20 protein-coding genes, 1 tRNA gene and 3 pseudogenes are annotated in these 24,984 nt (G+C 58.0%); 14 read left to right on the plus strand and 10 right to left on the minus strand.

The annotated features are described in order from the left end of the window. From ROLI_RS01295 to crtA, 3 genes are read right to left on the minus strand one after another with little or no spacing between them, the layout of a single operon-like run. The gene (locus ROLI_RS01295; protein ID WP_187428138.1) at positions 1 to 1,662 is read right to left on the minus strand and encodes a magnesium chelatase subunit D; all 1,662 of its coding nucleotides are present in this window, start codon (positions 1,660 to 1,662) and stop codon (positions 1 to 3) included. Beyond that, positions 1,659 to 2,663 (minus strand): magnesium chelatase ATPase subunit I, encoded by a 1,005-nt coding sequence (gene bchI / locus ROLI_RS01300; protein WP_187428139.1) that lies wholly within the window; start codon positions 2,661 to 2,663, stop codon positions 1,659 to 1,661. Before bchI ends, ROLI_RS01295 begins: the two co-directional genes overlap by 4 nt. Further along, positions 2,660 to 3,376, minus strand: a complete 717-nt coding sequence (gene crtA / locus ROLI_RS01305; RefSeq protein WP_187428140.1) for a spheroidene monooxygenase — start codon at positions 3,374 to 3,376, stop codon at positions 2,660 to 2,662. The genes bchI and crtA overlap by 4 nt, the downstream gene beginning before the upstream one ends. Before the next feature lie 106 nt (positions 3,377 to 3,482). Here crtA and ROLI_RS01310 point away from each other — a divergent pair, with 106 nt between their 5' ends. The 4 genes from ROLI_RS01310 (at position 3,483) to ROLI_RS01325 (ending at position 7,583) form a co-directional block, all read left to right on the plus strand. Beyond that, a complete protein-coding gene (locus ROLI_RS01310; protein WP_187428141.1) occupies positions 3,483 to 5,027 on the plus strand; it encodes a phytoene desaturase in 1,545 nt (514 codons plus the stop codon). Then, positions 5,024 to 6,064 (plus strand): 15-cis-phytoene synthase, encoded by a 1,041-nt coding sequence (gene crtB / locus ROLI_RS01315; RefSeq protein ID WP_187428142.1) that lies wholly within the window; start codon positions 5,024 to 5,026, stop codon positions 6,062 to 6,064. Before ROLI_RS01310 ends, crtB begins: the two co-directional genes overlap by 4 nt. Further along, entirely contained in the window at positions 6,061 to 6,546 is a 486-nt protein-coding gene (locus ROLI_RS01320; RefSeq protein WP_187428143.1) for a tryptophan-rich sensory protein TspO, read from the plus strand. The genes crtB and ROLI_RS01320 overlap by 4 nt, the downstream gene beginning before the upstream one ends. Positions 6,547 to 6,734: 188 nt before the next feature. Continuing rightward, positions 6,735 to 7,583, plus strand: coding sequence for a bifunctional allantoicase/(S)-ureidoglycine aminohydrolase (locus ROLI_RS01325; RefSeq protein WP_187428144.1), 849 nt, complete (start codon positions 6,735 to 6,737; stop codon positions 7,581 to 7,583). A 97-nt stretch (positions 7,584 to 7,680) separates the two neighbouring features. On the opposite strand, the gene ROLI_RS01330 is transcribed toward ROLI_RS01325, so the two are convergent. Genes ROLI_RS01330 through puuE form a run of 3 tightly spaced genes read right to left on the minus strand, consistent with a single transcriptional unit; the run spans position 7,681 to position 11,071 of the window. Continuing rightward, positions 7,681 to 9,123, minus strand: coding sequence for a uracil-xanthine permease family protein (locus ROLI_RS01330; protein WP_187428145.1), 1,443 nt, complete (start codon positions 9,121 to 9,123; stop codon positions 7,681 to 7,683). 53 nt (positions 9,124 to 9,176) lie between these two features. Further along, positions 9,177 to 9,662, minus strand: a complete 486-nt coding sequence (locus ROLI_RS01335; protein WP_187428146.1) for an ureidoglycolate lyase — start codon at positions 9,660 to 9,662, stop codon at positions 9,177 to 9,179. After that, positions 9,659 to 11,071 (minus strand): allantoinase PuuE, encoded by a 1,413-nt coding sequence (gene puuE / locus ROLI_RS01340; protein ID WP_316247388.1) that lies wholly within the window; start codon positions 11,069 to 11,071, stop codon positions 9,659 to 9,661. The genes ROLI_RS01335 and puuE overlap by 4 nt, the downstream gene beginning before the upstream one ends. A gap of 142 nt (positions 11,072 to 11,213) precedes the next feature. On the opposite strand from puuE, the gene uraH reads away from it, so the two are divergent. Next, a complete protein-coding gene (uraH, locus tag ROLI_RS01345) occupies positions 11,214 to 11,567 on the plus strand; it encodes a hydroxyisourate hydrolase (RefSeq protein WP_187428147.1) in 354 nt (117 codons plus the stop codon). On the opposite strand, the gene ROLI_RS01350 is transcribed toward uraH, so the two are convergent. Further along, complete coding sequence (locus ROLI_RS01350) at positions 11,564 to 12,484, minus strand: LysR family transcriptional regulator (protein WP_187428148.1); 921 nt, start codon at positions 12,482 to 12,484, stop codon at positions 11,564 to 11,566. The genes uraH and ROLI_RS01350 overlap by 4 nt on opposite strands. A gap of 97 nt (positions 12,485 to 12,581) precedes the next feature. Between ROLI_RS01350 and ROLI_RS01355 the strand changes: the two genes are divergently transcribed. The 4 genes and pseudogenes from ROLI_RS01355 to ROLI_RS01375 all read left to right on the plus strand — a co-directional run bounded on the left by ROLI_RS01355 (position 12,582) and on the right by ROLI_RS01375 (position 16,100). Further along, entirely contained in the window at positions 12,582 to 13,814 is a 1,233-nt protein-coding gene (locus ROLI_RS01355) for a urate hydroxylase PuuD (protein ID WP_187428149.1), read from the plus strand. 620 nt (positions 13,815 to 14,434) lie between these two features. Further along, positions 14,435 to 14,511 (plus strand) — tRNA-Arg (locus tag ROLI_RS01360). Positions 14,512 to 14,704: 193 nt separating this feature from the next. Beyond that, positions 14,705 to 15,589, plus strand: a pseudogene (locus tag ROLI_RS23925) (IS3 family transposase); the annotation flags it as partial. Then, positions 15,576 to 16,100 (plus strand): ImmA/IrrE family metallo-endopeptidase, encoded by a 525-nt coding sequence (locus tag ROLI_RS01375; protein ID WP_262386350.1) that lies wholly within the window; start codon positions 15,576 to 15,578, stop codon positions 16,098 to 16,100. The pseudogene ROLI_RS23925 and the gene ROLI_RS01375, both read left to right, overlap by 14 nt. Positions 16,101 to 16,695: 595 nt before the next feature. Here ROLI_RS01375 and ROLI_RS01380 read toward each other — a convergent pair. After that, a pseudogene (locus ROLI_RS01380) lies at positions 16,696 to 16,779 on the minus strand (ATP-binding protein); the annotation flags it as partial. On the opposite strand from ROLI_RS01380, the pseudogene ROLI_RS01385 reads away from it, so the two are divergent. Then, a pseudogene (locus ROLI_RS01385) lies at positions 16,771 to 17,016 on the plus strand (IS3 family transposase); the annotation flags it as partial. The pseudogenes ROLI_RS01380 and ROLI_RS01385 sit on opposite strands and share 9 nt — an antisense overlap. Before the next feature lie 445 nt (positions 17,017 to 17,461). Here ROLI_RS01385 and ROLI_RS01390 read toward each other — a convergent pair. After that, the gene (locus ROLI_RS01390) at positions 17,462 to 18,853 is read right to left on the minus strand and encodes an aspartate aminotransferase family protein (RefSeq protein ID WP_187428150.1); all 1,392 of its coding nucleotides are present in this window, start codon (positions 18,851 to 18,853) and stop codon (positions 17,462 to 17,464) included. A gap of 237 nt (positions 18,854 to 19,090) precedes the next feature. Continuing rightward, positions 19,091 to 19,585: a VPLPA-CTERM sorting domain-containing protein gene (locus tag ROLI_RS01395; RefSeq protein ID WP_187428151.1), complete on the minus strand. Its 495-nt coding sequence runs from the start codon at positions 19,583 to 19,585 to the stop codon at positions 19,091 to 19,093. Positions 19,586 to 20,136: 551 nt separating this feature from the next. On the opposite strand from ROLI_RS01395, the gene ROLI_RS01400 reads away from it, so the two are divergent. From ROLI_RS01400 to ROLI_RS01415, 4 genes are all read left to right on the plus strand, one after another. After that, positions 20,137 to 21,126 (plus strand): ABC transporter substrate-binding protein, encoded by a 990-nt coding sequence (locus ROLI_RS01400; RefSeq protein ID WP_187428152.1) that lies wholly within the window; start codon positions 20,137 to 20,139, stop codon positions 21,124 to 21,126. Between the two features lie 142 nt (positions 21,127 to 21,268). Then, positions 21,269 to 22,075, plus strand: a complete 807-nt coding sequence (locus tag ROLI_RS01405; RefSeq protein WP_187428153.1) for a taurine ABC transporter ATP-binding protein — start codon at positions 21,269 to 21,271, stop codon at positions 22,073 to 22,075. Next, positions 22,072 to 23,337, plus strand: coding sequence for an ABC transporter permease (locus ROLI_RS01410; RefSeq protein WP_187428154.1), 1,266 nt, complete (start codon positions 22,072 to 22,074; stop codon positions 23,335 to 23,337). Before ROLI_RS01405 ends, ROLI_RS01410 begins: the two co-directional genes overlap by 4 nt. 499 nt (positions 23,338 to 23,836) lie before the next feature. Then, positions 23,837 to 24,889 carry a fatty acid desaturase gene (locus ROLI_RS01415; RefSeq protein ID WP_187428155.1) on the plus strand — a complete coding sequence of 351 codons (1,053 nt, stop codon included), beginning with the start codon at positions 23,837 to 23,839 and terminating at the stop codon, positions 24,887 to 24,889. The last annotated feature ends 95 nt before the right edge of the window (positions 24,890 to 24,984 follow it).

Consider the following 24,984-nt stretch of genomic DNA (forward strand, 5'->3'; position numbering starts at 1 on the left):
TTATGCCTCCAAAGCGGCGCTTACGGCACCCGTCAGGGTCTGCGCCGTGGCGCGCGGCAGAGCAAGATACTGACCATCACAGTGACCCGCCAATGTGCGCAGGCTCATCTGGGGCCGCACGGACATATCAATAACCAGCGTGCGCGCGCCCTGGGACCGGATCATCCGGGCCATTTGCTCGGCATCCTCGCCCGCCCGCGCGCGATTTGGCGTGCCATCCAGCGCAACATTCGCCCGCCCATCGGTGAGTACGATAATGGTCGGGGTCAACCCTTTACTGCGGCTCTGGGCGGCCAGAAGGGCGGCGGTTTGCAGGCCGACCGCGAGCGGTGTGCCGCCCCCACCGGGCAGGCTCGCCAGCCGCCTTTTGGTTTGCACCAGCGAGCGCGTGGGGGGCAGCAAAACCTCGGCCTGCGTGCCGCGAAAAGACACCAGCGCCACATGATCCCGCGCGGCATAGGCCTGTGCGAGGAGCAATTCCACAGCGCCCTTGGCCTCGTTCAACCGCGACATGGCGGCAGAGCCGGAGGCATCCACGGTAAAGATCAACAAGCGATCCGATTGTTCCTGATACCGTTTCAAGCGGATATCGGCAGGGCGGATCAACAGACCCCTGGCCTTGGGCTGCTGCCGTCTGCGGATCGGTTGCCAGGGCGCGGCGGCGCGCAGGGTGGCGACCAGATCAATCCGGGCTTGACCATCAAGCCGGCCGGGCCGCGAGGGCAGGGGGCGCCCGCGCCGGTTGCCTTTGCGTTTCTGACCGGCACCGTCCCCACCAGATTGGCGCGATGTGCCGGGGGCCACGAGCCCGGCAAGCAGATCGGGCGGGAGCAACGCCTTGATCGCCTCCACGAGCATGTCGCCCTCTGGCAAATCCAAGCTCTCCTGCGTATTGCCTGCGTCCTCCGTCTCCGGTTCTGGGGGGGGCGGTGTTGCGTCTTCCGTTTCCGCTTCCGGCTCCTGGGGCACTTGCGTGGCGCGGTGGGGGAACACGAGGCTGACGGCAATTTCAAGATCACCATGGTCGATCTCGCCGCGCCCCTGAAATGCCGCATGGGCGCGGGCCACGCGCAGGGCCAACAAAGGCGCGCGCATGCTGTCGATGCCGAACTGGGCCGCCACGAGGGTCAGGGTTGTCAGATCCTCGCTCGAACAGATCACAGTCGTGGGATCATACCGGGTCGCGACAGCCGCGGGCAGCGCCCAGCCGGCGGGCATCCGACCGTCCGGCGCGATATGAAACGGCAGGCGTTCACCAAGGGCCGCAGGTGTGGCCTCATCCGCATCCACGCCCTCATCCAACGCGATGATGCAATGACCCATGTCCCGATCAAGTTGATGCGCAAGCTTGGCGCCTAGCTCGGATCCGCAACGCTCGGCCATCACCAGAAGGGCCGTGCAGGGCGCATCAAAATGCCCCCGGCTTTGCACGAGATGACTGACGGCCAGCGTGGCAGCAAGGTCGAGCCCCCCAAACAATTGTTCATCTGCAATCGTCGGGTGCAAGCGGCGCAGGTCCAGACCCTTCAAAGGGTGCATCAGCCTGTCGCGAGTGGGGCTGGCGCGCATTCGGATGATCGCGCCGCCCAGATAACCCGGTGCAAAGCGCAGCAAAGCCATTGCAACCGCTGCGCGTTCCCAGCTTTCGGCGTCGGTGCTCACCCCAGCACCTCCTCCACGATGCGCATGACGCGGGTGCCCGAACCGGCTTCATCCAGCGGATCACGTCGCAAACGGTGAGACAGGGCGGAAGGCGCGATATCGCGCAGATGCGCGCGGGTGAGAACCTTGTCACCTCGGTAGGCCGCAAGCGCGCGTGCCGTGCGCAAGAGCGTCAATTCACCGCGCAACCCGTCCGAGCCAAGCGCAATGCATAAAACTGCGCAATCGTGTAGGATAGCCTCAGGCGTATGGATTTTCGCGAGTTTCTTGCGCGCGCTGAGGATGGTTTTCTGGATCTTGGCGTCCTCGGCCCCGTATTGGGTCATAAAGGCATCGTGATCGCTTTCGAAGGCGTCGCGCCGTTTGATGACTTCAACCCGCTCGACCACCTTATTTGGCGAACGCACCTCGACGGAAAGCCCGAAGCGATCCAGCAATTGGGGCCGCAATTCGCCTTCTTCGGGGTTGCCGGAGCCCACCAGCACAAAGCGCGCGGGGTGGCGGATCGACAGCCCTTCGCGCTCCACGACATTCTCGCCGGATTGCGCGACGTCCAGCAGCAAATCAACGATGTGATCCTCCAGTAGGTTGACCTCGTCGATGTAAAGATACCCGCGATTGGCGCGCGCCAGCAGACCCGGCTCAAACGCCTTTTCGCCGCGTGTCAGCGCGCGTTCGATGTCCAGCGCGCCCACGACGCGATCTTCTGTGGCCCCCAGCGGCAAATCAATCACCGGGGTTGGGCGTGAGACCAGTTTTTTTGAGCCCAACTCGGCCCACTCCGGACACTCCGCCGCCTTTGGGGAATTCACCGGGCAGCTTTGGACAGCTTTGATCGGGGGCAACAGGGCGGCAAGCGCGCGCACGGCGGTCGATTTGCCCGTCCCACGATCGCCAAACACCAGAACGCCCCCAATGCCGGGGTCCACGGCGGTCAGGATCATCGCCTGTTTCATCGCGTTTTGGCCAACAATGGCGGAGAAGGGGAAGGGCGTCTTCATGCAGTCAATTCCAGTGTTTCAAGGGGGCTTTTCCCGCCCCAGGAGCCGGTTTCACCGAGGATGGCAAAACGGGCATAGAGTTCTTCGGAGAACCAGTTTCCGTCCCTGACCGCGGCAATGGCCTCGGCGTGCGGTCCGTTGATACGGGCGAATTTGGCCATCGACGCGGTATCGGGCCAGATGGAGAAGGTGATTTGATGCAACAGGGGAACCTCGCCGATGCCGATCTTGAAGGCGACGTTGCGGTCCGAGCCGATCATGCGGCTGATGTCGGGCACCTTTTGCCAGAATTTCAACGCGACCGACGGCTTGACGGTGGCCCGCGTCAGCGCGGCAAGGGGGCCGGTAATGGATCGTTCGGTGGCATCAAATGGCATGCGTCCCGACCAATTGCCCCGCGCCGATGCGGTTTCAAGGAATATCGTCCAATCCTCTGTCGCGCGTGCGCGGTACCGGTTGAAGATACCCGCGTCGCTGGTTTGGGCGCGCGCTGTTTCTTCATCGGGCCAGCTTGCAAGAATGGCGTAAACCGCAGTGTTGGGCAGCGGCGTGAACCCTTCGCCAGTGCCGGACCCGCAGAGTTTCCAAAATCCGATGCCGGGCACTTTTGGCAGAGCGATGCGTGCAGCGCCCATCATCGCCAATGCCCACATTCGCGCCGCCGGGCGGGCGAATCGAAAAAAGCTCAAGGATACAACGGGTGTTTTGGTCATTGCGCGCGGGTTCGCTCCATTGTGTCAGGTAATTCTGACACGCAAAGACCGGAATTGGAAGAACACAATTGTCAAGTGAACTAGACACACCTACTGTATGAGTGTGATGACACGTGTAGATACAATCGAATCTGTTGAAACCGTTAACGGACGGCGTGACCGGGCCATCGTGATCGGCGCGGGCCTTGGTGGTCTGGCGGCGGCCATGCGGCTGGGGGCCAAAGGTTACCGGGTGACAGTGATCGATAAGCTCGATGTGCCAGGAGGGCGGGGATCCGCGATCTGGCAGGACGGGCATCGCTTTGATTTGGGGCCGACCATCGTGACGGTTCCACAATTATACCGGGAACTCTGGGCCGCTTGCGGGCGTGATTTCGATGCGGATGTAACGCTGAAGGCGTTGGAGCCGTTTTACGAAATCCGCTGGCCGGATGGCACTAAATTTGTGGCCCAGCAGGACACCGAAAAGCTGCGCGCCGAGGTGGCGAGACTGGCCCCGGATGATCTGGCCGGGTTTGATAAATTCCTGGAAGACAGTGCCAAACGCTATTGGTTCGGGTTCGAGGATCTGGGTCGCCGCTCTATGCACAAGCTGTGGGATCTGGTCAAAGTCCTGCCGACATTTGCCATGCTGCGGGCGGACCGCTCGGTTTACGCTCATGCGGCGCGCCGGGTAAAAGACGAACGGTTGCGCATGGCGTTGAGTTTCCATCCGCTGTTTATTGGCGGGGACCCGCTGCATGTGACGTCGATGTATATCCTTGTGGCCTACCTCGAAAAGGAGTTCGGGGTGCATTATGCCATGGGTGGTCTGGCAGGGATGGCGCAGGCGATGGGACGCGTGATCGCGGATCAGGGCGGCACGTTGTTGATGGACACCGAGGTGGATGAGATCGTCGTACGAGATGGCACCGTCACCGGCGTGCGGCTGGCGTCCGGTTTGGAAATGGGCGCGGATGTGGTCGTGTCAAACGCGGATTCCGGCCATACCTATAACACCCTGATGCGCAATCATAAGCGGCGGCGCTGGACCTCCAAACGTCTTGCGCGGACGCGCTATTCCATGAGCTTGTTCGTGTGGTATTTCGGGACCAAAGGCACCGCCAATGAATGGCAGGACGTTGGTCATCACACCATCCTGAACGGGCCGCGCTATAAAGGTCTGCTCAAGGATATCTTTATCAAGGGCAAGCTTTGCGATGACATGAGCCTTTATGTCCACCGTCCATCCGTGACCGATCCATCAGTCGCGCCGGAAGGGGATGACAGTTTCTATGTGCTCAGCCCCGTGCCGCATCTGGGCCATGACAATGGCGTGGATTGGGCGAGCGAAGAGCCGCGTTACAAGGCCAAGATGCTCAAGGTGCTGGAAGATCAACTCCTGCCCGGTCTCGCGGATAAGATCAGCACCGAGGTCGTCTTTACCCCTGAAACCTTCCGCGACCGATATCTCAGCCCGCATGGGTCGGGGTTTTCCATCGAACCGCGTATCCTGCAAAGCGCCTGGTTCCGCCCGCATAATGTCTCCGAGGAGGCCAAAGGGCTTTATCTGGTCGGCGCGGGCACCCATCCCGGTGCGGGCGTGCCGGGCGTGATTTCAACCGCCGAAGTGCTCAGCACCCTCGTCCCGGACCCGGAGGTCGTCAAATGATCGCAGCTGCTGATCTGCAACATTGCCACGAGGCGATCCGCCATGGGTCCCTGTCATTCCATGCGGCCTCCAAACTGCTCCCGGCCAAGGTCCGTGATCCGGCCCTTGCGCTCTATGCCTTCTGCCGGTTGGCCGATGATGAGGTGGACCTCAAGGCCGAAAAAGCCGAGGCCGTTTTGCGCCTGCGCGACCGGTTGGACGCGGTCTATGCGGGGCGTCCAAAAGACGCGGCACCTGACCGTGCCTTTGCCGCCATCGTCGAAGATTTTCAGATGCCGCGCGCCTTGCCGGATGCGCTGCTCGAAGGGCTGGCCTGGGACGCAGAAGCGCGCCGTTATCGCACCCTGTCAGGCGTAAAGGATTATTCTGCCCGTGTGGCCTCGGCCGTGGGCGCGATGATGTGTGTCTTGATGGGCGTGCGTGACGGCGATGCGCTGGCGCGGGCCTGTGATCTGGGTGTTGCGATGCAGCTGACCAACATCGCGCGCGACGTTGGCGAGGATGCGCTTGAAAAACGCATCTACCTGCCGCTGGACTGGCTGGAGGAGGCCGGTGTTGATCTCGACGCGTTTCTGGCGGACCCGAAACCGACCAAAGCCGTGCGCCATATGGTCAAGCGTTTGGTGATGGAGGCCAACCGCCTTTATATCCGTTCGGAGGCTGGCGTTGGTGCTTTGCCGCGTTCCTGTCGTCCCGGCATCTATGCGGCGCGTTACATTTATGCGGGCATCGGCGGGCAATTGACCGGGATGGGGTACGATTCCATTTCCGCCCGCGCACGCACCAATAAGGCGCAGAAAATCGGCTGGCTGGGCCAGTCGATGATGCTGAGTGCCGCGAGCATGGTGATGCCACGCTCTGCTGTTCTTTATGCAAAACCGCTTGAGGAGGTCCAGTTTCTGGTCGATGCGGCCACTGTCGGGCCGGTGCGCGCCTCGCGCAGCGATGCGTTGATCTCCGTGCTGTCAACTCTGGAACAGCACAGCCGCGATCAACGGTCCCGTATGAACGGGCACCGGGCAGGGCTGACATCATGACGTTCTGGCTGCTGTTTTGTATATTTCTGGCCGCCTGTTTGGGCGCGGGGGTCACGGGCGGGCTGTTTGCGCCGGGTCCGTGGTATCGCGGGCTGAACAAGCCATGGTTCACGCCGCCTGACTGGGCCTTTCCGGTCACATGGATGGTGCTTTATGTCTGTATGGCTGTGGCCGGGGCGCGTGTCGGGATGTTGAGCGGGAACGGGATCGCCATGGCGTTTTGGGCGTTTCAGATTGCTCTCAATGCGGTTTGGTCGCCGGTGTTTTTTGGCTTGAAAAATATTCGGTTGGGCATGGCCATTGTGTCCGCGCTCTGGCTGGGCGTGTTATGCACAATGCTGGCGATGTGGCAGATCGACTGGATCGCGGGGCTCTTGTTCTTGCCCTATCTGATCTGGGTGACAATTGCCGCGGCGCTGAATGCGGGTGTTTGGCGGCTGAATATGGATGTTGCGCGCAATCCACCTCCCGCGCCTTCCTGAAGCGCGAAGGCTCATCGTCCACAGCCCGACGTGGAGGCGGTATCAAGACACCAGCTGTTTTACATGAGAAATCTCAAACCAATTTCGATTGTCAAAAAAACCCATAAACTCTTGTTGTGACAATGGGAATGGTAACGAAGTCTCGGTCTCGCCATAATGGTGAGGACCTAATTTCGTGAGGAACCCAAATGTCTGCTAAATATTACGCGCCGACCGGAGGGCATCCTGGACAGGATCAATTGCTCACCGATCGCGCCATGTTCACCCAAGCCTATGCGGTGATCCCCAAGGGCACCATGCGCGATATCGTGACGAGCTTTCTGCCGTTTTGGGACAAGACGCGGCTTTGGGTTCTATCGCGCCCGCTCAGTGGGTTTTCGGAGACCTTCTCGCAATACATCATGGAAGTCGCGCCGGGAGGGGGCTCCGAGCGCCCCGAAACGGATACGTCCGCGCAGGGTGTGTTGTTCGTGGTCGAGGGGACCGCGACCCTGACGGTCGACGGCGTCGCGCACCCTCTTGAGCCGGGCGGTTACGCATATCTGCCGCCGCAAACGGACTGGACGCTGCATAATCAGGGCGCGGAGATGTTGCGCTTTCACTGGATCCGCAAGGCCTATGAGGCGGTGGAGGGGCTGGATATGCCGGACGTAATCATCACCAATGAGAAAGATGTTGCACCCACCGTCATGCCGGAAACCGATGGGAAATGGGCGACCACCCGCTTTGTGGACCCGAGCGATTTGCGCCATGACATGCATGTCACCATCGTCACCTTCGAGCCCGGCGCGGTCATCCCGTTTCTGGAAACCCATGTGATGGAACACGGGCTTTATGTGCTGGAGGGCAAGGCGGTCTATAAGCTCAATCAGGATTGGGTTGAGGTCGAAGCGGGCGATTACATGTGGCTTCGCGCGTTCTGCCCGCAGGCCTGTTACGCGGGCGGTCCCGGCAAATTCCGCTATCTGCTCTATAAGGACGTAAACCGCCATATGCCGTTGCGGGGTTTTGGGCATTCCTTGGCTGGCGCGCGATAAACCGGCTCCTGTGCTTATGAAACGCGGTTTATGCGGTGAATTTAAATCGAATTGAAAGGATCTCCGCCACGCCATCGCGTGGCGGAGATCCTGCGTTTCAAATGTGATCGTCTTTGACCAATTCGCCTTTGCCGTGACCCGCCAGACCACCTGAAACCTCTTCTGTGGCTTCATCCGAAAGCTCTTCGGGCAGGATCAGGTTCAGGACGATCGCGATCAAAGCAGCAGGCAGCAGACCCGACGTCATCAGGATGCGCAGCGTATCAGGCAGATATTGCACCGCCTTGGGATCAAGCTGAAGCCCCAGGCCGACCGAGAGCGAGATCGCGAAGATCACCATGTTGCGCCGGTTCCAACGCACATCCGATAGCATCGAGATACCCGCCGCGACGACCATGCCGAACATCACGATGACACCGCCACCAAGAACCTCAATCGGGATGGTGCGGATCACGGCACCGACCTTGGGGATCAACCCGCAGATGATCAGGAAGATGGCACCAATGGTGACTACGTGGCGGCTCATCACGCCGGTCATGGCGATCAACCCGACGTTCTGGCTGAAGGAGGTGTTGGGAAAGCCGCCAAAGACGCCGGCGACGGCAGATCCCACACCGTCCGCATATGTTGCGCCGCTGATTTCCTTTTCCGTGGCTTCACGCCCGGCACCGCCTTTGGTGATGCCGGAAACGTCCCCGACGGTTTCAACCGCCGAGACGAAGGCCATCAGGCAAAAGCCGACGACGGCGGCAAAGCTGATCTCGAAACCGTATTTGAAGGGCGTTGGGAAGGCGATTGGTGCGGCGCGCTCCCAGCTTGTCGCGATGCCGTCCAGCGTGACCATGCCCATGGCCATCGCATAGAAATAACCGACAAAAATGCCGATTACGACAGCGGAGACCGCCAGCATGCCCTTGGCGTAAAACTTCAGAGCCAGCGTCACGAAAACAACGACCAATGCGGCCGACCAGTTCAACAGTGAGCCATATTCGGGCTGGTTGATGGCGGGCACCCCACCGGCGGCGTATTGAATGCCGACCTTGACCAGGGCCAGACCGATCATCGTCACGACCAGACCGGTGACCAGCGGCGGCAGGGCAAAGCGTATTTTACCGATGAAGGTCGCGATGAACGTATGGAAAAGCCCCCCGATGACCACCCCGCCGAACAATGCGGGCAGGGCCTCGACACCTTTGCCCGCGACTAGTGGGATCATGATCGGGATGAAGGCAAAGGACGTGCCCTGAACAATCGGCAGGCGCGCGCCGACCGGACCCATACCGATGGTCTGGAACAGGGTCGCGATCCCGGCAAAGAGCATCGACATCTGGATAAGGTACGTCATGTCCGGGAAGCCCTGCGCCCCCGCGTCAGACCCGAACCCGAACCCGGCAGCCCCGGCGACGATAATCGCGGGGGTCACGTTGGAGACAAACATCGCCAGAACATGCTGAATGCCCAGTGGGATGGCCCGATGAAGGGCGGGTGTGTAATTCGGGTCCCGAAGCTGTTCCGGTGTGCCGATGGATGCATCTGCCATGTTGTTTCTCCCTGTTCGATGCTTTGTGCTGGCATTTGCGCCAACTTCTCGTTTCATCTGTCGATTATGTAACTTTCGTCGAACCAATGTTCTTGCAGGTTCGCCCCATCGCCAATGCGATCCACAACGGCAAACAGGCCCGGTTCGCACAAAGGTGTCAAAACGCCGTGCCAGGTGCCTTTGTGAAAATTGATCGCTTGGCCCGGTGCGGTGATGAATGCGATCGGATCGACGGGCGTGCCGTCGGCATCGCTGGCGACCACAACCAGAAACGGATCAAAGGACATTGGCACAAATGCCTGGCTGCCCTCGGGGTGACGCTCGACCATTTCCAGCGCTAGGGGGAGCGTTTCCTTTTGGCCTTTGAAGATGCTGATCCCCGCCTGACCATCCGTAAAATCCAGGAAAGCCCGGTCATGGAAACGGGCGCATTTGCCCTGATTGATCATTTTGTCAGGCGTGCCCGCAGCCTCCATCACATCCCCGAAAGGGGCGAAGGCGTCTGCGGTCAAAGGCTGTATCTTGATACGTTGCGTCACGGCGCGAATTTCTCGATCAGGCGCAGTTCGGCGATGCGTTCCACCTGACGGCAGGCCTGTGCAAATTCGCTCTGTGTGTCATTGGCGATACGTTGGTTGAAGGCCGCCATGATCGAAGCTTTGGTATTGTCCCGCACGGCGATAATAAAGGGAAAGCCATGCTTTGTAACATAGGCGGTGTTGAGCGCCTGAAAGGCAGCGCGTTCTTCATCGCTCAAGACGTCCAGACCCGCACCGGCCTGCTCGGCGGTGCTTTCAGCGGTCAACTGTTTGGCCGCGGCCAGTTTCCCGGCCAGATCAGGGTGGGCATTCAGAACACCCAAACGCTGTTCCGGGGAGGCCGAACGAAACACCCGCGCCAGCGCATTGTGAACACCCTGCGCCGTGTCATGGGTCGGTCCCAGTTCCAGATCAAATGCCGCATCGGCGATCCAGGGGCTATGTTCGAAAATCCCGCCGAATTCTGCGACGAATGCATCGCGTGTCATCTGCGAGGGTCGTTTCTGTGGCATCGGCGGGTGCTCTCTGGCCCAGTGCTGCGCAATCTCGAGGCGCGTGGCGAACCAAACACCTTCATGGGATTTGAAGTGCTCAAGGGCACGGCGTAAAGCCGCGGCACGGCCAGGCCGCCCGATCAGACGGCAATGCAGCCCGATTGACAGCATTTTGGGCGCACCGTCCACACCTTCGGCATGCAAAAAATCAAAACTGTCCTTGAGGTAGCTTTCAAACTGCGCGCCATTGGTAAAACCTGCCTGAATGGCAAAGCGCATGTCGTTGCAATCCATCGTATAGGGTACGACCAACTGGTTGATGCCGTCAAAATTCATCCAATAGGGCAGATCATCCGCGTAGCTGTCCGCCACATAGGCAAATTGCCCGGTTTCGGCCGCCAGCCGTACCGTGTTGTTGGAACAGCGCCCCGTGTACCAACCTTGCGGTGGTGCACCGACGACTTCGGTATGCAGGCGGATCGCCTCAGTAATCTGCGCGCGTTCTTCCTCCTCAGCCATGTCCTTATGCTCGAGCCATTTCAGACCGTGGCTCGCGATTTCCCAATTGGCCGCCTTCATCGCGGCGACCTGTTCGGGCGCGCGCGCCAGAGCCGTGGCCACGCCGTAAACCGTCACCGGCAGGTCGGCGAGCATCCGGTGCACGCGCCAGAACCCCGCCCGCGCGCCGTATTCGTAAATCGATTCCATGTTCCAATGCCGCTGGCCGGGCCAGGGCTGCGCGCCGGTGATCTCGGACAGGAACGCCTCAGAGGCCGCATCCCCATGCAGGACGTTATTTTCGCCGCCCTCTTCATAGTTCAGAACAATTTGCACAGCGATTTTCGCTCCGTTTGGCCATGAGGCCACCGGGGGGGTCGGGCCATAGCCCGTCATGTCGCGCGGATATCTGTTCACTTTTGTCCCTCCTGAGTGGCATCGTTATATTTCAAAAGAATACATTTGTTTTTCAAATAAAACACGAAGGAGTGTTAAAGAGGATAGTGTTTGTATTCATCCCCCGTGGTTGAGACAGTGCAGCGGGAAAGAGGAGTTATTGATGTCCGGATACTTGACGACGCATGTTCTTGATACGGCCCGTGGCTGCCCGGCAAGCGGGCTGAACATAGACCTTTACCGTATTGATGGCGACAACCGGTCCCTGTTGAAGTCCGTCGTCACGAATGTCGATGGGCGCACGGACGCGCAGATTTTGCCTGCCGATGAGTTCCAAACCGGCGTCTACGAGTTGGTGTTTCACGCAGGCGATTACCTTGACAGCACGGGAACCCCCCCCGAAGCGCCCAGATTTCTCGACGTGATCCCGCTGCGGTTTGGAATGTCGCAGGCGCAGCATTACCACGTGCCGTTGTTGCTCTCCCCGTTCAGCTATTCCACCTATCGTGGCAGTTAAACCGGTTGCTGGGTTTCCTTGATCACGGTGCTGATGCGATCGTTGACGAACTCCATGAACAACCGCGATTTGGGGTCCTGATGCCGGCGATGGGTATAAAGACAGGCCATTTGAATGGGTTCTGGCGGGGTGTCCTTCCCCACAATGAGCAGCGCGCCTGACTTCAGATATTGTTCGACCTCAAATACCGGCTTCAGCGTAATCCCATGCCCGGCCAGCGCCCAGGCCAGCAACGTGTCCCCGTCATCACATTCATATCGCCCCGCCACCCGAAAGCGTTTGGGGCCGTCAGACGTGATCAGGGGCCATTGAAACTCGGTAGCGCCGGGAAAGCGCAGTTTCAGGCAGACATGATCCTGCGCGACGATTTCATCGCCCGATTTGGGATGCCCATGTGCGGCGATATAGGCCGGGGCAGCGCAGAGCACGCGTTGCACGTCCGCGATTTTCTTGATCCGCAGGGTACTGTCTTCGGGCTGGCCGAGGAAATAGGCAAGGTCGAGGCCTTCGGTCGTCAGATCGACCTTTCGATCCGTCAGGCGTAGGCGCAGGCTGACATCGGGATATTGCGCCAGAAAATCGGGCACCAGGGGCGCGATCAATCGACGGCCCACCCCCAGGGGGGCGGACACAAAGAGCGCGCCGCGCGGATGGTCGGTGATGTCCACCACCTGCGCTTCTGCGGCCTGCACGGATTCCAGCACCTGACAGGCCCCAGTGTAAAATGCCCGCCCTTGTTCGGTCGAGGTCAGGTTGCGTGTCGTGCGTTGAAACAAACGAACGCCGAGGTGTTGTTCAAGCTGGGAGATGCGCGAAGAGGTCACCGCCGGAGAAATGCGCAAATCCCGACCGGCGGCGGACATGCTGCCAAGCTCATAGACGCGGACAAAAGTACGGATATTCTCGAAATAGGACATTGTTCTGCTTTTTTTGATACAGCTTGAGAGTTTCAAGTAATACCAGAAAGATAAAATCTCGCATAGTCTGCTGGTAACGAATCTCGGGAGCCCCATCATGTATGATTTTGCCGTAATCTGGGACTGGATCGCCTTTTCGGTAAGGTGGCTGCATGTCATAACGGCCATGGCCTGGATTGGCGCGTCGTTCTTTTTCATCGCTCTGGATCTGGGTCTGCGCAAAGCGCCCAATATGCCGGTGGGTGCGCACGGCGAGGAATGGCAGGTGCATGGCGGCGGGTTTTACCACATTCAGAAATACATGGTGGCGCCCGAAAACATGCCCGACCACCTGATCTGGCACAAATGGCAAAGCTACATCACCTGGGTGTCCGGTGCGGCGTTGCTGATGATCGTGTACTGGGTGGGGGGCGAATTGTTCCTGCTGGACCCGACAAAGGCGGAATTGTCGCTTTGGCAAGGCATTCTGATCTCCGCAGGCTCGCTGACCATCGGCTGGCTGGCCTATGATCTACTATGCAAATCCAAGCTCGGTGAGCAGCCTACCGTATTGATGTTACTGCTTTTTGTGATCCTCGTGGTGATGTCCTGGGGGTACAACCAGATCTTTACCGGACGCGCGGCATTGCTGCATCTGGGCGCGTTCACCGCCACGATCATGACCGCCAATGTGTTTTTCCAGATCATGCCAAACCAACGCATTGTCGTGGCCGACCTCAAGGCCGGGCGCACGCCGGATGCTAAATACGGCAAGATCGCCAAGCTGCGCTCGACCCACAATAATTACCTGACCCTGCCGGTCGTGTTTTTGATGCTCTCCAACCATTATCCGCTGTCATTTGGCACCGAATACGCCTGGATCATTGCCAGCCTGATCTTTCTCACCGGCGTCACGATCCGTCATTATTTCAACACGCTGCATGCCACGGGCACGGGGCCGCATTGGACATGGGGTGTGACGGTTCTGTTGATGATCGCGATTGCCTGGCTGTCATCGGTCCGCCCGACCGAGACCTGGGAAGAAGCCGAAGCCCGACCCTTGACGGCTTACGAGCAGAAATACGCATCGGCGGCGGGGTTTGAAGCCGCCTATGACACGGTGGTCGGGAATTGTTCCATGTGTCACGCGCGCGAACCGGTCTGGGGCGGCATGGCCTGGGCTCCCAAGGGCGTCTATCTTGAAACGCCGGGTGATGTGGCCCGGCAGGCCAGTCAGGTTTACCTGCAGGCCGGGATCAGCCACGCGATGCCACCCCCCAATGCCATTCAGATGGACCTAGAAGCGCGAGAGACGATCATTGCCTGGGTGCGCGCAGTGGGCGCAGATTGATAGATGGTGATGCATGAAATTCCCGTGATGAACCGCCTGATATCTGGCAGGCATCGCCAGCATTTCTGGTGCTGCACTGTCTGATGCCTCGCCCAGAAAGCCGGTCTGATGCGCGCAGGGGTTCTGTGATCAGGCGGATCCAAAGTTTGCCGCCGTATAGGTTTGGATATGCGCCCGATGCCGAGGTATTTACCTGGCAGGGTTGTGACCCGCGCCCGTAAGATCGCGGCGCAATCCCCGAAATTCGCGAGGCCATGGTGAGTACGCTGGCGGATTGGGCACCACCATTTCGAGCGTCACGCGCCCCACGCTCACGGTATTATCGAACGGAATGAACACGCGATGGATTGTATCCTGTCTTCCAAGGCTGGAAAGGTAAGGCTAAACAGATGGATAAGCCGTTTTCTGTTGCTTGCGAACCGCGGATGGAGCCGTTATCAATACGCTATTGGTTCCGTAGCTCAACTGGATAGAGCAGAAATAACCCCTATGAGCTACCATTTTTGCAGAAACCCTTAAATCTTCTCGTCTTCTTAGATGGTATGCATACCATGTTGGCACCAAAGCACCGACCATTAGGTTGACACCAGTCAGAACTTGAATGAAGAGTGATCGAACGCGCCCACGTAATTCAACTGGATAGAATATCCGACTTCTAATCGGGCTGTTGGGGGTTCGAGTCCTCCCGTGGGCGCCACTTTTCCTGACTTTGTGAAACGCCAACCATAAATTGACCGTTTTGGTGGTTTTGTTGTCCATTTTACAGGCAAAGGTTGGACATAGAATGTTATGATGACGTTTGGACCACTTCTTGTAAGGCTTGTACTTGGACCTGTCGCGGTTTGATGCCGCTCCTTTGATAGCATTTACTGCACCAAAGGAGACGGACTATGGGACTGAAACGAACGGACGAATTCCGCCAAGATGCAGTGCGTATCGCATTGACCAGCGGGTTGACGCGCAAACAGGTGGCTGACGATCTGGGTGTCGGGATGTCGACGCTGAACAAATGGATCACCGCGCACCGAGATACAGACGTGGTTTCGAGGCTACGTACAAAATATCGCGTCCAAGCGCCTGAGCTAAAATTCACTTCGGTCCGCAATAAGCCAGAATTCCTCCGAGACCTTTTGCAGTTTCTTTCGGATACGTCTTCACCAATTCTAATCGAAGCAACGGATAAGAAATTCAGTCTCTGCATACACTTAATTGAGTGCCTGATTGTACCCGCAGTCGGCCCAATGGATTTTGGACCTAAAGCACGGTTAATGAAGAATATGTTTGCAGACTTCCTGGCTGACAATTTGCCGGAAGACGTGATCGAGATGTTCTGCAAAGCATGTCACGCTTGCGCACATCCATTGCCCGGCAGTGTATTGAAAATACATGAGAGGGAAGGAGCGGTCCCGTCTCAGCCCGGGCAGCTATGGTCGACCGCGCATGACTGAAGAGCTGAAGGAGATCGGTCTGAATGTTGGCCATCGTCGTGTTGGTCGTCTGATGCGTCAGAACGGAATAACCGTGGTCAGGACCCGTAAACACAAGGTCACAACCATTGCCCGGCAGGCGATTGCACAGCAATCTGCTGAGAGGGGGACAGCGACCATAAGTTCAACATAGCGCCGAACCTGCTGGATCGGGACTTCACCGCAGATGCGCCAAATCAGAAGTGGGCTGGTGACATCAGCTACGTTTGGACCCGAGAGGGTTGGTTGTACCTGGCTGTCATCCTCGACCTGCATCCTTCAAGAACTGGCTATCATGTCGCCGGAAGAGATCAACCTTGAAGAAATTGCCTTTTGTCACGGTGCCAAGGTCAAATACCGAGAGCTTGATGGCTGCGAGGCCTACCTTCTTGCCGACACCGGGTTGGGCCGCGCCATCATCTCGATCGATGATCGCGCGCACACTCGACGGCGACGATTCTCACTTGCTCATGAAATCGGACACTGGGAGCGTCATAGAGGTCAGCTGCTAATGTGCAGCAAGGAGGATATTGGCGGGTCTGGTGGACGCGCAAGAAAAGGTCTCTCACGCGAGAAGTCAGCGAACCAGTTTGCCGCGGAGCTGCTGATGCCGGAGTTCATCCTTAAACCAATCCTACGCGATTTTCGGAAGTTCAACATGCGGGCTGTCTGCGAAATTGCCAAGACCTTTACTGTAAGCAAGACAGCAATGGCTTATCGCCTCGTTGAGCTCGACCACGAGCCTTTCATCCTCGCCGCATACAGCAAGTCCGGATACCATTGGCATATTGCTTCAAAAAGTATCGATCGAAAATGGTAGCCCAGACGCCTCCTCGATCCACAGAGCAACGCATTCAGCATTCTGTTCGATGGGGCAGCTGACGATTCCACTATGTCTGATCTGGACGGCGACACCTGGTTTGATGTGCCATGGGCCGATCAAGTCGAGATTGGAGAGCAATCCTTTCGCGTTGATAACGATCTCGTCATGACGCTCCTTGTTGCGCGAAGCGATAGGATGCTTGCTGACTAAGGCATTACCTCAAGTGACGAATTTTCGTTCGTATACTTTATTGCGACTCATTTCCTTTGTGGGAGCGCTCGAATCTCGCGCCAATTTTAGTTCCCATATAGAACCATGGACGATACAGCATCCGGTAGATGTGCGCACACCACTCAGTCACGTCATTGAGATCTGCATCGAACGCATGTCAACGCCGCACTAAAATGCACCAATCGCCAGAGAGAAAGTGCACCACTTGGCTGGATCTGGCCGGACTAAAACTGCGCCAGTTTGTTGGGTTTAGGTTTATCCACAGGCCCGCACCGCGGACTGCCCCCACAGAGCGACGAAGCTGTGCGGGCCTGTGGACAAACCGGATTGCGGTGTTTGCGCTTAAGGGTTTGACTGATTGGCGGCCGTATTTGAGGCGATAGCTCTCGCCGTTCATTTCCATGATGTGGACATGATGGGTTAGGCGGTCGGGAAGAGCACCGGTAGGCGCGGTAATTGTCATGACAACGCCGTCGCAGAAAGCTTCTTCCAGCTTTTGAAGTGTGAACGGATTAGGAGGAGGACGTACCTCACATGTGACGCAGCAAGGCATGATGTGTTCGATTACATCCAGATGTTCTACACCCCAAATCGCAAGCATACGAACAACGACATGCTGTCGCCCGTTGACTATGAAGCAAAAGAGTTGAAGCTTAACCAAGCAAAGCGTCTAGGAAACTAGGTGCGCCTCAATCAGCATGAAACAGTTCACCGGAAAGATGTGGAACTTCATGCAGAATAGAAGCTGGCCTGTTTGCATTATTATCACCGGTACTTTGGAAGCCAAAAAATAATCACTCAGGATGGCGCGTTTGTTCGTCGCCTCGCCAAGGTAAAGGCTAAATCTGATGAAAATGGTACGGACGACGGGACTTGAACCTGCACGGGATTTCTTCCACCCCCTTGTAAAACCCTCAACCCGGAAAGTCTTTGGCAAGGAAGCGCGCAGACCAATTTCGCCACGCCCGCACATTCAACTTGGTCCGGGTTTCTAACTAGATCAGGCGATGGTTTGTCAAGTATAGCATCGCCCAAATTATGGCCAATTGAGCGCGGAAAGTCGATCGTGCTGTAAAAAAAGCCCCGGCGCGGTGCCGGGGCTTTAGGGTGCGTTTCGGACGCTTGTATCAGGTAAAGACGCGGCCCAGAGCGGCGTCCACGGCAGCACAAATGTGGTCGATGTCGTCCTTTTTGGCGATCAGCGCAGGCGAGAAACACAGCGTGTTGTTTTTGCCCGGCAGCGAGCGGTTGGTTGCGCCGATGATGATGCCCTGCGCCATGCAGTCCCCGACCACGGCCTGCACCATTTTCTCAGACACCGGCGCACGGGTGTCGCGGTCCTCGACCAATTCAGCACCAATGAACAGACCCTTGCCGCGCACATCCCCGATGCAGCTATGTTTTTCCGCCAGTTCGTCCAGTTTTTCGACCATGTAATGGCCTTGGGTGACGGTGTTCTCCAACAGGCCCTCGTCTTCGATGATGCCCATGTTTTCGATCGCCGCCGTGGGACCCGCCGCACAGCCGCCAAAAGTGGAAATGTCACGGAAATAATTCATTGGATCGGTGTGGTCATCCTTGAACATGTCAAACACGGCCTCGGTGGTCACAAGACAGGAGATCGCGGCATATCCCGAGGCCACGCCCTTGGCCATGGTCACCATGTCAGGTTTGATGCCGTAGTTTTGATACCCGAACCATGTGCCGGTACGACCCAGGCCGCAGACAACCTCGTCGATGTGCAGCAGGATGTCATATTTGGTACAAATCTCCTGGATCCGCTCCCAATAGCCATCCGGAGGCGTGATCACGCCGCCGCCCGCCGTGACCGGCTCAAGGCACAGGCCGCCAACCGTTTCGGGACCCTCGGCCAGAATGATCTTCTCGATCTGATCTGCAGCCCAGACGCCGTAGTTTTCAACCGGCGCGCCGTCCTGCTCGTGGCGGCGATATTCCAGACAATGGGGCACGCGCACGAAACCGGGTGTGAAGGGGCCGTATTGCGCGGAGCGTTCGTCTTGCCCGGTCGCCGACAATGCGGTGATCGTGGTGCCGTGATAATCGCGGTCGCGGAACAGGATCTTATGCTTGACGCCGCCGTAGCGTTTATGCGCGATCTGGCGGATCATCTTGAAGGCTTTCTCATTCGCCTCTGACCCGGAGTTGGCGTAATAAACGCGGCTGAGGCCGGGCATTTTGTCAATCAGTTTTTCCGCAAAGATCGAGCCCGGAATGGAACCTGCCGAGCCTGCGAAATAGTTCAGTTTGATCAGCTGATCGCGTACCGCATTGGCGATCCGCTCGCGCCCATAGCCCACGTTAACCGTCCAGACACCGCCCGAAACCGCATCCAGATGCTCTTTGCCCTTTTGATCCCAGACCTTCATGCCTTTGCCTTCGACAATGATGCGCGGGTCGGTGGTTTCATAAGGTTTATGCTGGCTCAGGTGGTGCCAGATATGCGCGCGGTCTGCTTCGACAACGCGACTGAGATCGTTTTCATTGAAGTTGCCGTCCATCGGTCGAACCTTTCGAGCAAGAGTGGAATCACTTGAAGTCATCGGGCAAAAGCGCCGAATTTGACCGACATGACGGTTTTTTGAGCAAATCACGTAGGGCCAGATTGATCATAACGATAATACCAAAGTGGACGGTCATGCAAGCCACAGCGATTTTGCGGCGCCGCGAGGGCACCGCTTGCAGGAAAACAGGGCACGTAGGCGCGCGTTGCGCTACGCGTGAAGGGCCTGTGTTGGTCAGGCGGCGCGGCGACGCCGGCGTAGGGTGGCCATGCCGCCGAGGCCACCGAGCACCAGAAGGGCTGAGGCGGGCAGCGGTACTGCGGAAACTTCTGTGATCGACAAATTCGTTACATTAGCGTTGCTTGTAGCGCCAGTGCTGGATATTGAATCAATGGCTCCCGCTATAGATGAACCACCTATGAAACTGCCTATGGACAATTGAAAATCGGTGCTGTCTCCGGCAATCCCGAAAAGAGACCCACCGCCAAAAAACAGTAAGTCGTTGGCCAGGGTGTATGAAAATCTATAATCCTGCCCAACGGCTGTCAAAGCAATTGGATCGCCAGCGACCTCAGATGAGGCAAAGCTGTTTACCGTCAAACCCGTAGTCTGGCCGCCAAGGCCGACATCCATGCTGAAGTCGTGGGTCACGGTAAAGTCAAACGAAACATCCCCCAACTGCCCACCCGAGAAGTCGCCGGTGATGTCGAAGGTTTGCGTGGCGGCCACAGTTTCAGTGGACCATGCGACCCCCACCAAAGAGAGTTGCGATAACTAGAGCGCCGGTAAAATTTTTCATTGAAAACTGTCTTACAAAAATTTCGATCCTCCAAGTATGAACTCGCCCGCTTTTTGATCAAGAACAAACCACTGCGTTTTGGCAGTGTCGTGGGCCGGAGATGAATTTTGCGCCATCCGCCGATGTCGTGCAGCGATGTGCGTCGGACGCGCATGCCGCAATCTGGACTCATGTAGCGCTCAGAATTGGACATTTGCATCGCCCTGGACACAACACCACCATGGCCGCGATTTGCAGGCAAGGATACAGGCGCTTTCGGGCGTGGTTCTGTTATACTGGCCATGATTAAAAAGAGAGGGCTCATTTTCCAATCATATGCATCAAAAAACATTGAACGTCACGACAACGCCCTTGCGGAGAGTGGAAATCTGACGTTGGATAGTTGCTGTTCAAAGCGAGAAAGACAAACGGCAAAAGCCGTGAAATACCAAACTACTAACGGCCCACAAAGGGCCGCAACAAGACCAACGGGAGAATTAAAATGATCAAAAAGACAACATGCGGATTTATCGCAGGCGCCGTCATGGCGATGAGCGCTCAAACCGCCTCGGCTGAAATCACCGCCGGGTATTTCCTCGAATGGCCCATGCCCTTCCTGGCGGCAAAAGCCTCGGGTGCCTATGATGAAGCACTGGGCATGAAAGTGAACTGGGTTTCCTTCGAAACCGGCACGGCGATGTCCGCGGCGATGGCGTCCGGGGATGTGCAATTGTCCTTGTCCCAAGGTGTGCCGCCTTTCGTTGTGGCGGCCTCCGGCGGTCAGGACATTCAGGTCGTGGACGTCGCGGTCAGCTATTCTGACAATGATAACTGCGTCGTGTCGGCGGGGCTGGAAATCGACAAAGACTCTGCGGGTGAATTGGCCGGTAAGAAAGTCGCGGTGCCTTTGGGCACAGCTGCGCATTATGGTTTCCTGCGCCAGATGGACCATTTCGGCATCCCGCTCGATAGCCTTCAGGTTGTTGACATGGCCCCCCCAGAGGGTGCGGCGGCGTTGAGCCAGGGCGCGGTTGATTTCGCCTGTGGCTATGGCGGTGGTTTGGGCCGCATGAAGGAATACGGCAACGTATTGTTGACCGGGGATGAAAAAGAAGAGTTGGGCATTCTGGTGTTTGATGTAACGTCGGCACCGGCGTCTTTCATCGCTGAAAATGGTGACACGGTTGCCAAGTTCCTGGCCGTAACAGCGGCCGCCAATGAGGCGTGGAACACCAATCCAACCGACGAAATGATGACGGTGATTGCCGAGCAGGCGGGCATGGACCTGGATGCCGCGAAATCCGCGATTGCGACCATGAAATTCCCCGGCGTTGACGATCAGCTCTCCGAGGCATGGTTGGGTGGCAATGCCGCCACCTTCATGAAGGGTGTGGCGGATGTGTTTGTTGAGGCCGGATCCATTGATTCCGCGCTCGACAGCTATGAAGATGCGGTCAACACGGGTCCGCTGACAGCTGCCAAAGGCATGTAAGACGATAGGGTCCGGCACGGGGGTCGCCTCGTGCCGGAACGCCGAAAACACCAGAGGCGGGGTCAACCCTGCCCAGCGGGCCGCGTTTTAATGAGCGGGCAACAATTGTCGCGGCTTTGGGCGCGCAACAGGTGGGGACCTCATGACCGGATTATCCATAAACAACCTTTCCATGCGTTTTGATCTGCCCAACGGCGATCATGTGCAGGCTTTGCAAGACGTCTCCATCGACCTCAAGGCGGGCGAATTGCTCAGCGTGTTGGGCCCGTCGGGCTGTGGCAAGACGACGCTTTTAAACATCGTGGCGGGGTTTCTGGCACCGACCAGCGGTGAATTGATCCTGAACGGGCATAAGGTCACCGGGCCGGACGCCGAACGCGGCATGGTGTTCCAGCAGGGCGCGTTGTTTGAGTGGATGTCGGTGCGCGAGAACGTGGCCTTTGGCCCCTCGATGAAGGGTATGCCGAAGGCTGAAAAAGACGAGATCGTGAACCACCTGCTGGATGTTGTGGGTTTGCAGGACTTCAAGGAAAAGGCGGTTTATGAATTGTCGGGCGGGATGCAGCAGCGCGTGGCGCTGGCGCGGTGTCTGGCCAATGACCCGGACGTGATACTGATGGATGAACCGCTGGGCGCGCTGGATGCGCTGACCCGCGAGAAGATGCAATCGCTGGTGCTCAAGCTGTGGAAAGAGACCGGCAAGACGATCATCCTGATTACCCACTCGGTTGAGGAGGCGCTGCTTCTGGGCGAACGCCTCATCGTGATGGCACCGCGTCCCGGACGCATCCACACCGAATATCGCCTGCCGTTCGCCGACCTTGGTGTTGATGCGGACCTGCGCGAGGTCAAGAAGCACCCTGATTTCGGGCCAAAGCGCGAAGAGATATTGAACATGATTTGGGACATGGAAGAAGAAATAATGGGCGCAAAGGAGGACGCGGCATGATCCCCCTGCTGATCTATATCCTCATTTTCATCGCGGCGTTTTTCATTGTAACCAAGGTGGTCCAGCGCGCCGGGGCAAAGGATTATACCTCGCTGAAAACCGTTACTTTTGGGGATGAAAGTGCCGTGCGCCCCAACCGGGCGGCCGGGGTTATATCGGTCCTGAGCATCTTTTTGTTGTGGGGTATCTTTACCGGCTCCAACCTGCTGCCAGGGTTCCTGCATGCGCCGGGCCCGTTTGAGGGGACCACGACATTCACCTATACCGCCCAGGGCGATGGCCAGTCCGATGATGCGACGGTGACGGTGGTGGTGCATCCGCGCGAGCAGGCGACCGACGCCCCCGAGGTGGACCCCGGCGAAGGGTTTGCCAAAAACGATACGGCCGCGATTGCGCAGTGGCGCACGGGCCTGATCCGCGTGGACAGCAATGATACGTTGGGGCGCGATGAGGGTGTGACGGTGGTTGCGATCAACGGGCAGAGTATCGCGCCCGGCCAGACCGTGCAGGTCGATGGCGGCACCGTGACGCTGAGTGATCGGGGCACGCCCAACTTCGCGCCGACCAGAGGGTGGCAGATGGAACCTTTGTATCTGCCAGCACCGGAGGCTGTTTGGACCCGCACGCTGGATATTATGAGCGAGGGTTTCCGGAATTTCACCTTGCTGGAGCATCTGGGTTTTTCGCTTTTCCGTGTGGTGGTCGGATTTATGCTGGGCGCAATCGTCGGGATTCCTCTGGGCTATGCCATGGGTCTGAGCGATTGGTTCCGCGGCTGGTTTGACCCAATCGTCGAATTCATGCGCCCGGTGCCGCCGCTTGCATTGATCCCGCTGGTGATCATCTGGGCCGGGATCGGGGAGGCGGGCAAGATCATCCTGCTGTTCCTGGCGGCGCTGTGGATCATGGCGATTGCGGCGCGTTCGGGTGTGTCGGGCGTCAAGATTTCGAAGGTGCACGCGGCCTATAGCCTCGGGGCCAGCAAGTGGCAGATCATGCGTCATGTCATCGTGCCTAACTCCCTGCCGGAGATTTTCACCGGTGCGCGCGTCGCGATGGGGGTTTGCTGGGGCACTGTCGTGGCCGCTGAACTGGTCGCGGCGGAGCAGGGTGCGGGGATGATGATCATGACCGCCTCGAAATTCCAGAACACTGATATTGTGATCATGGGCATCATTCTGATCGGGGTCATCGGTTTCGGTATCGACATGCTGATGCGCGCCGCCGAACGTATGCTGGTCCCGTGGAAGGGCAAAGGCTGAAAAAGAAAAGGTCCGGGGGACCTTTTCCAGCCTTTGCGGGCGGAGCCCCGGGGCCGGTTACTCTTGAGCCTTTTCCAGCCGATTGCGAGCTTTGCCCGAGAAAAAACGTTGCCGTGGCGCGATTGTACTCCTCCGGCTTGGAGCCCCGAATCTAATTCTCCTCGTCCAAGGTTCCGGGGGTCAGATTCACCCCCCTGTCTCTTTGCGGGCATTCTGGGGACACATACGCCCGAGAAATCCAGGCATCCGAAAAAGGGGCCCGCAGGCCCGCGTCTGCAAGAGCAATAGGGCGCGGCGTATATGATTCCCGACGCCTTTTCCAAAGATGGGCCCGCGGGAATTCCGACATGCCCCGAGACATGCTCCGGCACAAACCGTTACAAATCGAAACACAAATGCGGCATATTAACCTAAAATGGTCAAGAATTACTCAATAAGCTTGTTTAATTGTGGATGATCAGTATCCCTGTGGAAACGAGCGAATAAAGGGCAGGCATTCATGACATCTCAATCCCCCCTGCGGGGCGCGATCCCGGTGGATCCTGCGCCAAAACCTGCCGCCGCCTGGGTGAAGATTCTGGCCAAATATCGCGACCCTGACCCCGCGCGTTCCGCCTTTGAAATCGCTGTCAGCGTGATCCCGTTTCTGGCGATCTGGGCCGTGGCGTGGTGGCTGTTGTCGATCAACCCTTGGGCCGCATTTGTCCTGGCTTGTGTCAACGGGTTGTTTCTGGTGCGGCTGTTCTGCATCCAGCATGATTGCGGGCATGGCTCGTTTTTCGCCAACCGCACGCTCAGCGATTGGATCGGGCGCGCGTTGGGTGTGTTGACCTTGACCCCCTATGACACATGGCGGCGCAGCCATTCCATCCATCACGCCGGCGCGGGCAACCTTGAAAAGCGTGGCATTGGCGATGTGATTACGCTGACAGTGGCCGAATACCGGGCTCGCAACTGGCTCGGACGGTTGAAATATCGCACCTATCGCAACCCGCTGGTACTGTTCGTGCTGGGCCCGGCTTATATCTTTTATCTCGAAAACCGCGTGCCAGTGGGTCAGATGGGTGCAGGCTGGCGCATCTGGCTGAGCTCAATGGGCACCAATGTTGGCGTCGCCATCATCGTGGCGCTGATCGTCTATTTTGGGGGGTTGATGCCTTTGTTGGTAGTGTTTGTGCCAACCACATTGGTGGCGGCGACGCTGGGTGTATGGCTGTTCTATGTCCAGCATCAGTTTGAGGAAACCCATTGGGACCAACCCGAGGAGTGGGGGCTGCATGATGCCGCCCTGCACGGGTCGTCGCATTACGTGATGCCAAGTATCTTGCAGTGGTTCACCGCCAATATCGGCATTCACCACGTGCATCATCTCTATAGCCGCATCCCGTTTTATCGTCTCAAAGAGGTGCTGCGCGATCACAGCGAATTGGCCACGGCGCAGCGTATGAGCATCGCCGAAAGCATCGCCTGCGCCCGGCTGCACCTGTGGGATGAAAAGCAGCGCCGCCTGTTGTCGTTCCGTCAGATGAGCAGCGTTTACGGCGCGGCTTGAATGTCACGGTAAGATGAGCGCGGGCCAGGAACGTTAACGTGGCCCCCTCCTTTACAGCCTGCGACGCTCGCGCATCGCCATGCTGGATGCATCGC

It is taken from the genome of Roseobacter fucihabitans (genome assembly GCF_014337925.2).
GTDB classification, from domain to species: domain Bacteria; phylum Pseudomonadota; class Alphaproteobacteria; order Rhodobacterales; family Rhodobacteraceae; genus Roseobacter; species Roseobacter fucihabitans.

Excerpts from the sequence above, each read along its gene's own strand:
- bchI (WP_187428139.1), bottom strand. The coding sequence starts at position 2,663 with ATGAAGACGCCCTTCCCCTTCTCCGCCATTGTTGGCCAAAACGCGATG.
- crtA (WP_187428140.1), bottom strand. The coding sequence starts at position 3,376 with ATGACCAAAACACCCGTTGTATCCTTGAGCTTTTTTCGATTCGCCCGC.
- ROLI_RS01310 (WP_187428141.1), top strand. The coding sequence starts at position 3,483 with ATGACACGTGTAGATACAATCGAATCTGTTGAAACCGTTAACGGACGG.
- crtB (WP_187428142.1), top strand. The coding sequence starts at position 5,024 with ATGATCGCAGCTGCTGATCTGCAACATTGCCACGAGGCGATCCGCCAT.
- ROLI_RS01320 (WP_187428143.1), top strand. The coding sequence starts at position 6,061 with ATGACGTTCTGGCTGCTGTTTTGTATATTTCTGGCCGCCTGTTTGGGC.
- ROLI_RS01325 (WP_187428144.1), top strand. The coding sequence starts at position 6,735 with ATGTCTGCTAAATATTACGCGCCGACCGGAGGGCATCCTGGACAGGAT.
- ROLI_RS01330 (WP_187428145.1), bottom strand. The coding sequence starts at position 9,123 with ATGGCAGATGCATCCATCGGCACACCGGAACAGCTTCGGGACCCGAAT.
- uraH (WP_187428147.1), top strand. The coding sequence starts at position 11,214 with ATGTCCGGATACTTGACGACGCATGTTCTTGATACGGCCCGTGGCTGC.
- ROLI_RS01350 (WP_187428148.1), bottom strand. The coding sequence starts at position 12,484 with ATGTCCTATTTCGAGAATATCCGTACTTTTGTCCGCGTCTATGAGCTT.
- ROLI_RS01355 (WP_187428149.1), top strand. The coding sequence starts at position 12,582 with ATGTATGATTTTGCCGTAATCTGGGACTGGATCGCCTTTTCGGTAAGG.
- ROLI_RS01375 (WP_262386350.1), top strand. The coding sequence starts at position 15,576 with ATGTCGCCGGAAGAGATCAACCTTGAAGAAATTGCCTTTTGTCACGGT.
- ROLI_RS01390 (WP_187428150.1), bottom strand. The coding sequence starts at position 18,853 with ATGGACGGCAACTTCAATGAAAACGATCTCAGTCGCGTTGTCGAAGCA.
- ROLI_RS01400 (WP_187428152.1), top strand. The coding sequence starts at position 20,137 with ATGATCAAAAAGACAACATGCGGATTTATCGCAGGCGCCGTCATGGCG.
- ROLI_RS01405 (WP_187428153.1), top strand. The coding sequence starts at position 21,269 with ATGACCGGATTATCCATAAACAACCTTTCCATGCGTTTTGATCTGCCC.
- ROLI_RS01410 (WP_187428154.1), top strand. The coding sequence starts at position 22,072 with ATGATCCCCCTGCTGATCTATATCCTCATTTTCATCGCGGCGTTTTTC.
- ROLI_RS01415 (WP_187428155.1), top strand. The coding sequence starts at position 23,837 with ATGACATCTCAATCCCCCCTGCGGGGCGCGATCCCGGTGGATCCTGCG.